We start from the raw sequence: 12,985 nt of genomic DNA on the forward strand, positions 1-12,985 counted from the left end.
CTGCGGCCCTGTCGGCGTGGCCGACGGACGGGTGGGGCGGGGGGTCAGAGGTCGCCGTAGGCGATGCGGCCGGCGACGACGGTCGCCCTCACCTCGGTCTCGGCGATCTCCTGGGCGGGGATCGTGTAGAGGTCCTGTGACAGGACCGCGAAGTCGGCGAGCATTCCGCGGGCGAGCGTGCCCTTGCGCGTCTCGTCGTGGCTCGCGTAGGCGCTGCCGACTGTCGACGCGCGGACCGCCTGGGCGACCGTGATCCGCTCGTCCGGGCCGAACTCGGCGCCCGCCGCCGTGCGGCGGTTGACGAGGTCGTGGATGTTCAGGAGCGGGCTGCCATCCACGACCGGCGCATCGGTCGATGCCGGCAACTCGATGCCGGCATCGAGCAGCGATCTCACCCGGTAGGCGAGCCGGGCGCGCTCGGGCCCGAGCGCGCGCAGCACACCGTCACCCAGCTCGCTCACGAACCTGCCTTGGGGGACGGGCACGATGCCGAGGCGGGCTACCCGCGCGATCTGTGCGTCCGAGGCAACGGAGAGGTGCTCGATCCTGTGGCGGGCGTCGGCCCGCGGCGCTGCCGCGTGTGCGGCCTCGATGATGTCCATCGCGACATCGAGCGCCGCGTCGCCGATCGCGTGCACCGCGAGCTGCCATCCGGCGAGATGGGCGCCGATGAGCCGCTCGCGCAGCTCCTCTTCCGCGAACTGGAGCATCCCGTGGTTGTGGCTGCCCTCGAGGGCGTCCGCCTCGTACTCGCTGAGCATGTAGGCGCTGCGGCCGATGAGCGAGCCGTCGGAGAGGACCTTGACCGGCCCGACCCGGAGCAGGTCGTCCCCGAGACCCGTGCGCGTCCCGAGATCGAGGCCGTAGTGTGGATGCCCTTCCGTCTCGGCGCCGTCGATCCGGTGCAGGGTGGTGAGGTAGGGCATGACGGTGGCGCGGACGCCGAGGCGGCCTTGGTCCCGCGCGAGCTGGTAGCCGGCGAGGTCCCAGCGGGACATGCCGATGCCCTCAGGCGCGCCGAGGCCAGGCTCGGTGACGGAGGTCAGACCTACCGCGAGGGCGGCCCGCGAGCCGGCGGCGACGTAGTCGGCGACGTCCGCGGCGGACGGTCCCGGAATCGCCTCCATGACGAGGGCGCGCGCGGTCTCCTGGAGCAGCCCGACCGCGCGGCCGTCCGGGGCGGCAGGTGCGGCCCCGCCGTCGGGTGCCACGATCCCGCGCCGCCCCGGGAAGCCCGCGAGCTCGAAGGCGCGGGTGTTCGCCACACCCATGTGGCGGGAGCTGTGGATCAGGTACACAGGCCGGCCGTGGGAGACGGAGTCGAGCTGCTCGGCCGTGGGATGCGCGCCGAGGCGGTTCTGGTCGTAGCCCGAGCCGATGACCCAGGCGTGCGGGTCCGCGGCAGCCGCGGCCCGGCTCACCGCGGCGAGCAGCGCATCAAGGGAGGGCGCGACGGCGGGACGCAGATCGAGCTGGAGGTCTGCCTGGCCCACGTGGCTGAGGTGGTAGTGGGCGTCGTTGAAGCCGGGGACGGCTGTCGCTCCGCCCAGGTCGTGCACCGTGCGGAAGCTTTCTGGTCCGAGCTCGTCGTCGAGCGAGATGATGCGACCGGCGTGCACGCCGATGGCCCCGGCGAGGGGGCGTGCCGGGTCCTGGGTGCGGAACTGGCCGTTCGCGAAGAGGGCGTCGAAGAGCATGCTCCCCAGTGTGCGGAGACTGGCTTCATGCTGTCTAATGCATATTTAGCACACCATCAATACCCTTATGGCATGGCACCCGCGGGGATGACGGCCCCTGCCTCGCGGAGGAAGCCGCGAAGGCGGGCCGCGATTCCAGAAATCGTGTCCTCTGCGAAATGGCCCGGGAGCCAGGCCACGTGCAGGCCCAGGTCGAGGGGGGATCCGCCTGCGCCGAGGAGCCGCACTGGACGGGCGCCATAGAGCGGCTGGTCGGTAGTGATCCCGATGCCATGTCCCGCTGCCGCGAGGGCCATGATCGTCTGACCGTCGTCGCACTCAGTGACCCGTTCGAGCCCGGTCCCCTCGCGGGAGAGGGCCTCGTCGAGGATGTACCGGCTCACACTGTGGTGGCTGGGGAGGATGACGTGCTCGGAGCCGAGGGCTGGGAGGCTGATCTCCTTGCGGTCGGCCCAAGGGTGGTCCGGCGCCACATACGCCTTGAGCGCCACGCGCCCGAGCGGGACGCTGCGCAAAGGCCCTTCCGGGGCTGCCGGCGAGATCGCGAAGTCACAGCCCTGACGCAGCGAGCCCGACATCTCGAAATGGGCCACCTCGCGCGGGATGATCCGGGGGTCGTCGGGGCTCGTGGTCGCAATGAAGGGCGCGAGGAACCCGCGCAGGGACGCGCTCGTCGTGGCTGCCACGAGTTGCTCGACCCTGCCGGTGCGCAGCGCCGCAGCGGCCTCCTCGAAACCCCTCGTCTCGACCATGAGCCGCCGCGCCACCGGCACGAGGGCCCGACCGGCCGAGGTGAGCACCAGCCGGTTGCCCTGCGGCTCGAACAGCGCGAGCCGGAGCTCCCGCTCGAGTGTTTTGATCTGGCGGCTCAGGGCTGGCTGGGCGATGAGGAGCGTCTCGGCTGCCGCAGTGACGGTCCCGGCGTCGACCACTGCCAGAAAGTACTGGAGTCGGCGGAAGTTCATGCCGTCAATGATGCACTGCGGCCCGGGCGGACCCTGGCATCAGCGGGCGGGGGCTTAGGTGGCTCACGCGCTGTGGCGGACGACGCCGTCCACCACCGTGCGCGTCACTCCCGCCGTGGCCAAGGCGTCTGGCGCGCAAGCGAGCGGATCGACGTCAATGACCGCGAAGTCAGCGAGCATGCCGGGCCCGAGGCGGCCCTTCGTCTTCTCTTCTCCGGAGGCCCAGGCAGCTCCGACCGTGTAGGCCAGCAGCGCCTCCTCTGCGGTGATCCGCTCATGGCGGTCCCAGCCCCCGGAAGGCACCCCGGCCGGCGTCGAGCGGGTGACTGCGGCGTGCAGGCCCAGCAGGGGCCTGGGCTCCTCGACGGGCGCATCCGAGCCGAAGGCGAGCACTGCCCCGGCGTCGAGGAGGCTGCGCCATGCGTAGGCCGCGAGGCCGCGCCCCTCCAGCAGCGAGCGGAGCTGGTAGTCCGACGGGCAGTGCTGCGGCTGCATCGAGGCGATCACGCCGAGCTCGGCGAACCGGGGGACGTCGGAGGGCCGGAGGAACTGCGCGTGCTCGATCCGATGCCGTAGCCCGTGGCGCGCAGTCACGTCCCGCAGTTCCGAGAGTGCCTCGAGCACCAGCTGGTTGGCGCGGTCGCCGATCGCGTGGACGGCGACGGCCAGCCCGGCCGCCACCGCCCTGCCTGTCAGCCTGACCAGCTCGCGGTAGGGCGTGACCTCGATCCCGAAGTCGCCCTCGTCCCCCGGGAAGTGCTCGCTCATGTGGCAGGTGTGGGAGCCGGCCGCGCCGTCCGAGAAGATCTTGACGGCCCCGGTCCGGATCCACTCGTCGCCCTCGCCGGTGCGGGCCCCCTCTGCGATGGCCGTGTCCAGGTCCTCGATGCGGATGAGCTTGTTCAGCCGCACGGCGAGGCGGCCCTCGGCCCGGAGAGCCCGGTAGGCCTCGAGGGCGTCGGGCCCGTCGATGTCGTGCACGCTCGTGACGCCGTTGGCCAGCAGTAGCTTCTGCACCGACGCGATCTGTGCCGGCAGGGACGCGGCGCCCTCCTGCGCCTCCAGCGCGCGGACCGGGAAGACGGCCGACTCCCGCAGGATGCCGGTTGGCTCCCCTGAGGCATCGCGCACATACTCGCCGCCGGCGGGATCAGGGGTCGTCGCGTCGATGCCGAGCCGCCGCAGGCCGAGAGTGTTGCACCACACCGTGTGGCCGTCCGCGCTCGTGAGGGCGACCGGCCGGTCAGAGCACACCGAGTCGAGGCTGTGGCGGTCCGGCTGTACCGGGACGGCCCATCGGTTGCAGTCCCACCAGCCGCCGAAGACCCAGCCGCGGTCCGCTGTCCCGGCGAGGTGCTCCTCGAGCCGGGCCAGGGCTTCCTCGAGGCGGACCACGCTGTGGAGCGCGACCGAGTGCAGGGCGCGGGCCAGCGAGGCGGTGTGAATGTGGGCGTCCGTGAAACCGGGCACGGCCGTCCCGCCTCCCAGTGCGACCTCGGCAGTGCCCTGCGGGGCCCGCTCCCGCAGCTCCGCGACGCTGCCCGTTGCGACGACGCGACCCTGCTGGGCGAGTAGGGCCTCGGCCGAAGGGCAGAGAGGATCGAGCGTGCGGAAGTTGGCATCGGTGAAGAGGATGCTGGACATCGGCGCCTTTCGGGGGAGGGATCGAGGTCACCCTACGTCACGTGCCGCCGTCCTCTACCAGCGAGGGAGGGGGAACGAGGCGGCCGGACGCCGAGGAGTCTGCCCGGATCTCCCACCCGAGGCGCTTGTAGGGCCGCATCATGATGGCGCTCTCGCCGATCTCGAGGCCGGGCACCGCGGCGGTGAGGGCCTTCTCGGCAGCGAGGATGTCGTTGACCGAGGGGAGCCACATCGCGACGAGGAAGTTCCTCGGCCCTGTCACCGATGCGACGAGCCGCAGACGTGAGCTCTGCGCGGCGAGCCGCTGGGCCGCCGCCGCGTGGTCGGCTGCTGGGAGCCTGCCGAACCACTGGACCGTGATCGGGAAGCCGCTCGCGCCTTGGGCCATGTCGCAGCGCAGGGTGAAGCCCTCCGAGGAGAGCACGCGGGCGAGGCGCCGCCGTGCCGTCGCGTGGCTCAGCCCGAGGACGCGCGCCACTTCGGAGGCGGAGATCCGGCCGTCCCGCTGGAGGAGGGCGATGACGGGGCCATGCTCGGGCCCCAGTCCCGCACGCAGCTCTTCCGACCGCTGTCTCCGGTCGATCGAGCGGAGGGCATCGGCCTGGCGTCGATCGAGGTGGCTCAGCCGCCAGTTCTGTGCGGTCACATGCATGCCGAGTGAGACCATCGACTCGAGGTCGGTCACTCCCTCGAGGCCCAGGAGCGGGTCGAGGACATCGCCCACGAGCCGCGCCATGGAGGGAGCGGCCAAGGTCAGGGCGAGCGCCTGACGGTGCGAGAATACGTCGATCGAGAGGACGTGGGGCGTCTCCATGAGTCGCTCGATGATCTCGGGACGCTGCGCGGGCCGGCACAGGAGCTCGCTGAAGCTGAGCACCTGGTGGGTGGCCCTGCCGGTGTGCTGCGCCGTCACCCACACGAGCCCGCGTGACCTGAGGCGCTCCCAACGCGAGGCGAGCGCAGGGGGGCTGGCGTCGATGATCTCACCGAGCTGTGCCCACGGTGCACGCGGCGCGATCTGCACGGCGTTGACGAGCGCGAGGTCCTTCTCGCCGAGAGTCTCCATGACGATTTCTCCCATACCTCCCTTCGGTGATGAAGATTTCTATCGATTCTACGGCGGTTTGGCGTCGCTACCTCACACTCGAAACCAAGACCCTGACCGTTGAGATCTGGACCACAGCGTCCGGGAGCAGGAGGAACACCGTATGGCCACGACGTCCGTGCTCGAGGACGCGCGCGAGCTCGAGAGAGACCTCGTCCAGCTCAGGCACGCCCTCCACCGGGAACCCGAGCTGGGGCTGCAGCTTCCGCGGACCCAGGAGAAGGTCCTCGAGGCCCTGTCGGATCTGCCACTCGAGATCACCCTGGGCAAGGGGCTCAGCTCGGTGGGGGCCGTCCTCCGCGGGAGAGGGGGCTCTTCACCGCGTCGCGGACCTGTGGACAGCAGCGCCGACCGGCCAGTCGTCCTCCTGCGCGCGGACATGGATGCCCTGCCGGTCCAGGAGGAGACCGGCCTCCACTTCGCATCTCGTAATCCCGGCAGCATGCACGCCTGCGGCCACGACCTCCACACCTCGATGCTCGTGGGGGCAGCGCGACTCCTGGCGGAGCGCCGCGAGAGCCTTGCCGGCGACGTCGTCTTCATGTTCCAGCCCGCGGAGGAGCTCTTGGCCGGTGCGCCGATGATGATCGAGGAAGGGATCCTCGACCTCGCCGGAAGAAGGGCAGACGCCGCCTTCGGCCTGCATGTGTTCAGCGCCGGCGGCAACACGGGGCGATTCGAGACCAAGCCCGGCGTCATGATGAGCGCCGCGGACGCCCTGTTCGTCAAGGTCATGGGGCAGGGCGGACACGGCTCTGCCCCGCACCTGGCCAAAGACCCGGTTCCAGTGCTCGCCGAGATGATCACGGCCCTGCAGGCCATGGTCACGCGCCAATTCAGCGCCCACGACCCCGTGGTGGTGGGCGTGGGGATGGTGAAGGCAGGCGAAGCGATCAACGTCATCCCGGACACCGCCGAATTCGGGGCGTCCCTGCGCATGTACTCCGCCGAGTCCCGCACCCGGCTCCAGTCCGCGATCCGCCGGCTGCTCGAGGGCATCGCCTCCGCCCACGGCGTCGACGTGGACATCACCTACCACGTCGGCGGTCGAGTCACCGTGACGGACGAGGCCGAAACCGACTTCGCCTCCGGCCAGATCGCCGACCTTCTCGGCGAAGCCCGGCATTTCCGCATGGCAGCCCCCCTCGGCGGCTCCGAGGATTTCGCCGACGTCCTCGCCCAGGTCCCCGGCTCGTTCATCTGCCTCGACGCGACACCCCGCGGCGCCGAGGGCCCGACGGCGTTCAACCACTCCCCACGCGCCGCGTTCGACGACTCCGTCCTCGCTGACGGCACGGCCGTCTACACCCAGCTCGCCGTGAACCGGCTCGCCCGATCTGCCTCCAACTGAACCAGGCAAGCCCTGCTTCCCCTCCCCAAGGACCCCACACATGACAGCACCTCCAGCCCTCACAGCGCCGCCGCGCGCCACCGCGGACCAGCGCCGCACGCTCCTCGCCACCGGACTCGGCAACGCGCTCGAGTGGTTCGACTGGGGCATCTATTCCTCGTTCGCCATCTTCTTCGCGCCCCAGGTGTTCAACCCCCAGGACCCTCTCGCCGCGCTCCTCGGGGCTATGGCGATCTTCGCGGTCGGCTTCATCGCCCGTCCCGTGGGCGGCTGGCTCTTCGGCGCCCTCGCGGACCGGCGTGGCCGCAGGGCCACGATGCTCCTGACGGTGGCCCTCGCCTCGGTGGGGTCCCTCCTCATCGCGATCGTTCCCACCTATCAGACCGCCGGGGTGCTCGCCGCGGTGGTCCTGCTGGCGGCCCGGCTGATCCAGGGACTCGCCCATGGCGGAGAAGCCCCTTCGGCGCAGACCTACCTCTCGGAAATGGCGCCGAAGGAACGCCGTGGGCTCTGGTCCTCACTCATCTACTTCTCGGGCACCCTCGGCATCTGCGCTGGGCTGCTGCTCGGCGTGCTCCTAGGGCTGATCCTGCCGAAGGCGGAGATGGCTGCGTGGGGCTGGCGCCTGCCGTTCGTGATCGGCGCCGCCCTGGGGCTGTACACGCTCATCGCCCGCTCCCGTATGCCCGAGACCGAAGTGTTCTCGCACGCGGCGGCGGGAAGCCGCGAGCAGCTGTGGACGGCCATTCGGGACAACTGGCGCAGTGCCCTCCGTGTCGTCGGCCTCAGCGTCGGCGCGACGGTCTGCTACTACGTGTGGAGTGTCTCCGTGGTCCAGCAGGCGGTCGTGGTGCACCGGATGGATCCCACCCTCGCCCTCATGGCCTCCGTTGCGTCGAATCTGGTGCTTGTGGCGACGCTGCCCTTCTGGGGGATCTTCTCTGACCGGTTCGGACGCCGTCCGGCCGCGATGATCGGCACCGGAGTCCCGATGCTGCTCTTCATCCCCCTCAGCAGCATGGTCGGCGGAACGTTCCTCTCGGTCTTCGTCCCGGCGACCGTCATCCTCGTCTTCATGGGCGCGGTGCTGGCGAGCAGCCCGGCACTCATGGCGGAGCTCTTCCCGACCCGCATCCGCACCGTAGGCGTCGCCGTCCCGTACTCGGTTGCCGTGGCCGTCTTCGGCGGCACCGCGCCATACCTGCAGCCGTGGGCCAACGCGGCCTTCGGGCCGGGCGTCTTCGCCGCCTATGTCATTCTGCTGCTCGCGATCTCCACGGCGGTCGCCTCCCGCCTCCCCGAGACGAAGGGCAGGGACCTGCGCGCATGAGACGGAATGCTGCTCGCGAGGGATCTGGCCTCTCCGGAGACCCAGGGATGCGCCTCATCATCGCCGGATTCACGCCGCTTCTGGCGACGGCCATGCCTGCGGCCTCGGGGGACCGCTCGTGGGACCGGCACTCCTCCTGGGGCCATCGCGGCCGTCTCCATCGCCTCCTCGTTCGTGGTCCTCGCCCCAGTGAGGCGTCACGGTGCGCAGGGAGGGGTCGAGAGGCTCCTGGCCGGGGAGCCGCTCTCCTCGGAGGGCAGGAGCGGAACCGCCTGACCAAGGCCTCTGCCCGCCCGGGACGGCGCGGGCGCACAATGACGCCATGCGCGCGTGGTGGGTGGACGTCCCGGGCCCTGCGGGAGGGCCGTCCGGGTCCGGGGACGGCGGGCCGCTGGTCTTCGGCCGGCGGCCCGATCCCGTGCCCGCGCGCGGCGAGGTGCTCGTCCGGGTCTCGGTATGCGGGGTGTGCCGCACGGACCTCCATCTGGCCGAGGGCGACCTCGCCCCGAGGCGCCACGGCGTTGTCCCCGGCCACGAGGTGGTCGGAACGGTCGAGGCTGTAGGGCCCGGTGCGTCCCGCTTCGGGCCGGGGGAGCGCATCGGCATCCCCTGGCTGCGCGGCACGTGCGGCGCCTGCCGCTTCTGCCGCTCGGGTCGGGAGAACCTCTGCCAAGCACCCCAGTTCACGGGGTGGGACGACGACGGCGGGTACGCGGAGCTCGCCGTCGTGCCCGAGGCCTTCGCCTACAGCATCCCCGAGGCGTTCGGCGACCGCGAGGCCGCGCCCCTCCTGTGCGCCGGGATCATCGGCTACAGGGCGCTCAAGCGCGCCGAGGTGCCCGCGGGCGGGCGGCTCGGCATCTACGGGTTCGGCGGCAGCGCACACATCACGGCGCAGCTCGCACTCCACCTCGGTGCGACCGTCTATGTGATGACCCGCGCACCGGAGGCGCGGGAGCTCGCCCTCAGCCTCGGCGCCGCGTGGGCCGGCGCTGCCGATGAGGAGCCGCCCGAGAAGCTCGACTCGGCGATCCTCTTCGCGCCCGTCGGAACGCTCGTCCCGCCCGCCCTGGCCGCGCTGGACCGGGGCGGGACCCTCGCCGTCGCCGGCATCCACCTCAGCGGCATCCCTCCGCTGGACTACCAGGTCCACCTCTTCCAGGAGCGGCAGCTGCGCAGCGTCACCGCCAACACCCGGGCGGACGGCGAGGAGTTCCTCCGCCTCGCCGCCCAGATCCCCGTGCGCACGACGACGGTCGCGTACCCCTTCGACGCCGCGGACCGGGCGCTCGCGGACCTCGCGGCGGACAGGATCACCGGCGCCGCGGTCCTCGAGGTCGGCGCCCGCTGACCGGGCCCACGCCGCGGCGACGGGAAGACCCCGCCTCCCGGACAGGAACCACGCGCCGTGGCGTGGGCTTCCGTCCGGAGTGCGGGGTCTCCTGAGGGCTGCGGGGACGTCCTTCCGGCGTCAGCCCAAGTGCTTCGGCAGCGTGGCCTCGTGGGCCTCGCGCAGCTCGGCGAGCGGCAGCTCGAACTGGCCCTGGACGTCGAGGGACGTCGCGAGGACGTCCACCACGCCGAGGCGGACCACCGGGTAGTTCCGGGCCGTCGCCATGTCGTTGAAGCGGACCTCCTCGGAGCGCGGCACCGCGACCACCGCGCGGCCCTGCGACTCCGAGAAGAGCGCCGTGAACGCGTCGATGCCGTCACGCTCGCACAGCTCCTCGAGCGAGACCCGGGCGCCCACGCCGAAGCGCAGTGCCATCTCGGCCAGACCGGCGGCGAGGCCGCCCTCGGAGAGGTCGTGCGCGGCGTCGACCATGCCGTCACGTGAGGCGTTGATGAGGATCGCGCCGAGCGTCTTCTCCGCCTCGAGGTCCAGCTCCGGCGGGAGGCCGCCGAGGTGGCCTCGCAGGTTCGCGAACTCGGAGCCGTCCAGCTCGTCGCGCGTCGTGCCGAGCAGGTAGATCGCCTGCCCGTCCGCGGTCCTGTTCCAGCCCGACGGCGTGCGGCGGGCGACGTCGTCGAACTTGCCGAGCACGCCGACCACGGGGGTGGGGTGGATCGCGGTGGTGCCCGTCTGGTTGTAGAGCGAGACATTGCCGCCGGTCACCGGGATGCCGAGCACCTGGCACGCGTCGGCGAGGCCGCGGACGGCCTCGGCGAACTGCCACATGACCTCCGGGTCCTCGGGGGAGCCGAAGTTGAGGCAGTCGGTCACGGCCATCGGTACGGCGCCCGAGGTGGCGACGTTGCGGTAGGACTCCGCGAGGGCCAGCTGCGCGCCCGTGTACGGGTCGAGGTAGGCGTAGCGGCCATTGGCATCGGTCGAGAGGCCCACGCCCATGCCGGTCTCCTCGTCGACGCGGACCACGCCGGCGTCGTCGGGGGACGCCAGGGCGGTGTTGCCGCCCACGTAGTGGTCGTACTGCTTCGTGATCCAGGACTTGTCGCACATGTTCGGGCTCGCCATGAGCTCGACGACCGCGGCCTTGAGCTCCTCGCCCGTGGATGGGAGGTCCTTGCCGGCGTCGGAGGCGCGGAAGGTGTCCGCCTGGACGCCGTCGAGCCACTCGGGGCGGTGGTACGGGCGGTTGTAGACCGGGCCCTCGTGGGCCACGGTGCGGGGGTCGACGTCGACGATGGTCTCGCCGTCCCACGTGATGACGAGCCGGCCCGTGTCCGTGACCTCGCCGAGCCACGAGAACTCGACGGCCCACTTCTCCATGACCTTCTCGAACGCCTCGACGTTCTCGGGGCGCACGATCGCCATCATGCGCTCCTGAGACTCGGACATGAGGATCTCGCCCGGGGTCAGGGTGGGGTCGCGGAGCAGGACCGAGGTCAGCTCGACCTGCATGCCGCCCTCGCCGTTGGACGCGAGCTCGGAGGTGGCGCACGAGATGCCGGCCGCGCCGAGGTCCTGGATGCCCTCGACGAGGGAGCCCTTGAACAGCTCGAGGCAGCACTCGATGAGCACCTTCTCGGCGAAGGGGTCGCCCACCTGCACGGCGGGGCGCTTGGACGGCTTGGTGTCGTCGAAGGACTCCGAGGCGAGCACCGAGGCGCCGCCGATCCCGTCGCCGCCCGTGCGGGCGCCGAAGAGGACGACCTTGTTGCCCACGCCCGAGGCGTTCGCGAGGCGCAGGTCCTCGTGGCGCAGGACGCCGACCGCGAGGGCGTTCACGAGCGGGTTGGCCTGGTAGACCGAGTCGAAGACGACCTCGCCGCCGATGTTCGGCAGGCCGAGCGAGTTGCCGTAGCCGCCGATGCCGGAGACGATGCCGTGCACGAGGCGGGCCGTGTCCGGGTGGTCGATCGCGCCGAAGCGCAGCGGGTCCATGACGGCCACGGGGCGCGCGCCCATCGAGATGATGTCGCGCACGATCCCGCCGATGCCGGTCGCGGCGCCCTGGTAGGGCTCGACGAAGGACGGGTGGTTGTGGGACTCGACCTTGAAGGTCACGGCCCAGCCGTCGCCCAGGTCGGTGACACCGGCGTTCTCGCCGATGCCGACCATCATGTCCTTCTTCATCTCCTCGGTGAGCTTCTCGCCGAACTGGCGGAGGTGCACCTTGGAGGACTTGTAGGAGCAGTGCTCGCTCCACATGACCGAGTACATCGCGAGCTCTGCGGCGGTGGGGCGGCGGCCGAGGAGCTTGACGATCTCGTCGAACTCGTTCTGCTTCAGGCCGAGCTCGGCCCAGGGGAGGTCGGTGTCCGGCGTCCCTGCGGCGTGCTCGACCGTGTCCAGATTGAACTGGCGTTCGGCGTCACTGGTGGACTTGCGGGCGGTCGATGCAGTCCCGGTCACTTCGTACCTCCAGAGACGAGCGTGGTCAGCACGGACGTGAAGAAGCCGAGCCCGTCCGTCGAGTACGAGCCGGTGTCGCCGTCGAGCGGGGCGAACCCGGCCTCCACGGCATGCTCGGGGTGCGGCATGAGGCCGACGACGTTGCCCGCGGCGTTCGTGATGCCTGCGATCCCGCGGCGGGAGCCGTTGGGGTTCCAGCCCACATAGCGGAACGCGACCCGGCCCTCGCCCTCGAGCTCGTCGAGGGTCTTCTCGTCGGCGACGTACTGGCCGTCCTGGTTCTTGAGGACGACCGTGATCTCCTGGCCCGCCTCGTACTGGTTGGTCCACGCCGTCTCGGCGTTCTCGACCCGCAGAACCTGGTCGCGGCAGATGAACTTGAGGTGGTCGTTCTTGATCATCGAGCCCGGGAGCAGGTGGGATTCGGTGAGGATCTGGAAGCCGTTGCAGATGCCGAGCACGGGGAGCTTCGCGTCCGAGTTCGCGGCGTCGACGATCTTCGACATGAGGGGCGCGAAGCGAGCGATCGCGCCCGCGCGCAGGTAGTCGCCGTAGGAGAAGCCGCCGGGGAGGACGACGGCGTCGACGTCGCGGAGCGCGTCGGCCGAGTCGTCCGCGTGCCACAGCGCCACGGGCGTGCCGCCCGCGAGGCGCACGGCGCGTGCGGCGTCGCGGTCGTCAAGGGTGCCGGGGAAGGTCACGACGCCGATTCTGGCGTCAGCCAGGGGAGCGGACTCGGGCGAGGTCACATCGCCAATGAGGGGGGCCTCGCTCATGCCTGCGAGTCCTCGAGGACCTCGACGTTCACCACGTCCTCGATCACCGGGTTGGAGAGCATCGTCGCGGCCGCGTTGCGGGCCTGCTCGAGGACCTCCTCGGTCACCTCGCCCTCGACCGTGAGCTCGAAGCGCTTGCCCTGGCGGACGCCCGCGAAGGCCGTGAATCCCAGCCGCGGGAGGGCCCCGACGATGGCCTTCCCCTGGGGGTCGAGAATCTCGGGTTTCGGCATGACATCGACAACGATCCGCGGCATCGAAAGGCGCTCCTGTGCTTGAGGTTGGTGTGACAAGCGAAGG

At 71.0% G+C, this 12,985-nt stretch carries 10 protein-coding genes; 3 read left to right on the forward strand and 7 right to left on the reverse strand.

Annotated features, from left to right (window positions below):
* Positions 1 to 44: 44 nt before the first annotated feature.
* The 4 genes from ABCQ75_RS05430 to ABCQ75_RS05445 form a co-directional block, all read right to left on the reverse strand.
* Positions 45 to 1,697, reverse strand: coding sequence for an amidohydrolase (locus ABCQ75_RS05430; RefSeq protein WP_345883654.1), 1,653 nt, complete (start codon positions 1,695 to 1,697; stop codon positions 45 to 47).
* 65 nt (positions 1,698 to 1,762) lie between these two features.
* Positions 1,763 to 2,662: a LysR family transcriptional regulator gene (locus ABCQ75_RS05435; protein ID WP_345883656.1), complete on the reverse strand. Its 900-nt coding sequence runs from the start codon at positions 2,660 to 2,662 to the stop codon at positions 1,763 to 1,765.
* Positions 2,663 to 2,725: 63 nt separating this feature from the next.
* Positions 2,726 to 4,306 carry an amidohydrolase gene (locus tag ABCQ75_RS05440; RefSeq protein WP_345883658.1) on the reverse strand — a complete coding sequence of 527 codons (1,581 nt, stop codon included), beginning with the start codon at positions 4,304 to 4,306 and terminating at the stop codon, positions 2,726 to 2,728.
* 37 nt (positions 4,307 to 4,343) lie between these two features.
* Positions 4,344 to 5,372, reverse strand: a complete 1,029-nt coding sequence (locus ABCQ75_RS05445; RefSeq protein WP_345883659.1) for an AsnC family transcriptional regulator — start codon at positions 5,370 to 5,372, stop codon at positions 4,344 to 4,346.
* A 142-nt stretch (positions 5,373 to 5,514) separates the two neighbouring features.
* On the opposite strand from ABCQ75_RS05445, the gene ABCQ75_RS05450 reads away from it, so the two are divergent.
* From ABCQ75_RS05450 to ABCQ75_RS05460, 3 genes are all read left to right on the forward strand, one after another.
* A complete protein-coding gene (locus tag ABCQ75_RS05450) occupies positions 5,515 to 6,762 on the forward strand; it encodes a M20 metallopeptidase family protein (RefSeq protein WP_345883662.1) in 1,248 nt (415 codons plus the stop codon).
* Positions 6,763 to 6,802: 40 nt separating this feature from the next.
* Positions 6,803 to 8,092 (forward strand): MFS transporter, encoded by a 1,290-nt coding sequence (locus ABCQ75_RS05455; protein WP_345883663.1) that lies wholly within the window; start codon positions 6,803 to 6,805, stop codon positions 8,090 to 8,092.
* 322 nt (positions 8,093 to 8,414) lie between these two features.
* Positions 8,415 to 9,443, forward strand: a complete 1,029-nt coding sequence (locus ABCQ75_RS05460) for a zinc-dependent alcohol dehydrogenase family protein (RefSeq protein ID WP_345883664.1) — start codon at positions 8,415 to 8,417, stop codon at positions 9,441 to 9,443.
* A gap of 120 nt (positions 9,444 to 9,563) precedes the next feature.
* Here ABCQ75_RS05460 and purL read toward each other — a convergent pair whose 3' ends face one another.
* The 3 genes from purL to purS are packed head-to-tail and all read right to left on the reverse strand — an operon-like array spanning position 9,564 to position 12,942.
* Positions 9,564 to 11,909, reverse strand: coding sequence for a phosphoribosylformylglycinamidine synthase subunit PurL (gene purL, locus ABCQ75_RS05465; protein WP_345883665.1), 2,346 nt, complete (start codon positions 11,907 to 11,909; stop codon positions 9,564 to 9,566).
* The gene (gene purQ, locus ABCQ75_RS05470) at positions 11,906 to 12,685 is read right to left on the reverse strand and encodes a phosphoribosylformylglycinamidine synthase subunit PurQ (protein ID WP_345883666.1); all 780 of its coding nucleotides are present in this window, start codon (positions 12,683 to 12,685) and stop codon (positions 11,906 to 11,908) included. The genes purL and purQ overlap by 4 nt, the downstream gene beginning before the upstream one ends.
* Positions 12,682 to 12,942, reverse strand: a complete 261-nt coding sequence (purS, locus tag ABCQ75_RS05475) for a phosphoribosylformylglycinamidine synthase subunit PurS (RefSeq protein ID WP_345883667.1) — start codon at positions 12,940 to 12,942, stop codon at positions 12,682 to 12,684. The genes purQ and purS overlap by 4 nt, the downstream gene beginning before the upstream one ends.
* Positions 12,943 to 12,985: the final 43 nt, after the last annotated feature.

The organism is Sinomonas halotolerans (assembly GCF_039615075.1).
Classification (GTDB): Bacteria; Actinomycetota; Actinomycetes; order Actinomycetales; family Micrococcaceae; genus Sinomonas; species Sinomonas halotolerans.

Coding starts and splice junctions, on each gene's coding strand:
- ABCQ75_RS05450 (WP_345883662.1), top strand. CDS start 5,515: ATGGCCACGACGTCCGTGCTCGAGGACGCGCGCGAGCTCGAGAGAGAC.
- ABCQ75_RS05435 (WP_345883656.1), bottom strand. CDS start 2,662: ATGAACTTCCGCCGACTCCAGTACTTTCTGGCAGTGGTCGACGCCGGG.
- ABCQ75_RS05460 (WP_345883664.1), top strand. CDS start 8,415: ATGCGCGCGTGGTGGGTGGACGTCCCGGGCCCTGCGGGAGGGCCGTCC.
- ABCQ75_RS05445 (WP_345883659.1), bottom strand. CDS start 5,372: ATGGAGACTCTCGGCGAGAAGGACCTCGCGCTCGTCAACGCCGTGCAG.
- ABCQ75_RS05455 (WP_345883663.1), top strand. CDS start 6,803: ATGACAGCACCTCCAGCCCTCACAGCGCCGCCGCGCGCCACCGCGGAC.
- ABCQ75_RS05440 (WP_345883658.1), bottom strand. CDS start 4,306: ATGTCCAGCATCCTCTTCACCGATGCCAACTTCCGCACGCTCGATCCT.
- purQ (WP_345883666.1), bottom strand. CDS start 12,685: ATGAGCGAGGCCCCCCTCATTGGCGATGTGACCTCGCCCGAGTCCGCT.
- purS (WP_345883667.1), bottom strand. CDS start 12,942: ATGCCGCGGATCGTTGTCGATGTCATGCCGAAACCCGAGATTCTCGAC.
- ABCQ75_RS05430 (WP_345883654.1), bottom strand. CDS start 1,697: ATGCTCTTCGACGCCCTCTTCGCGAACGGCCAGTTCCGCACCCAGGAC.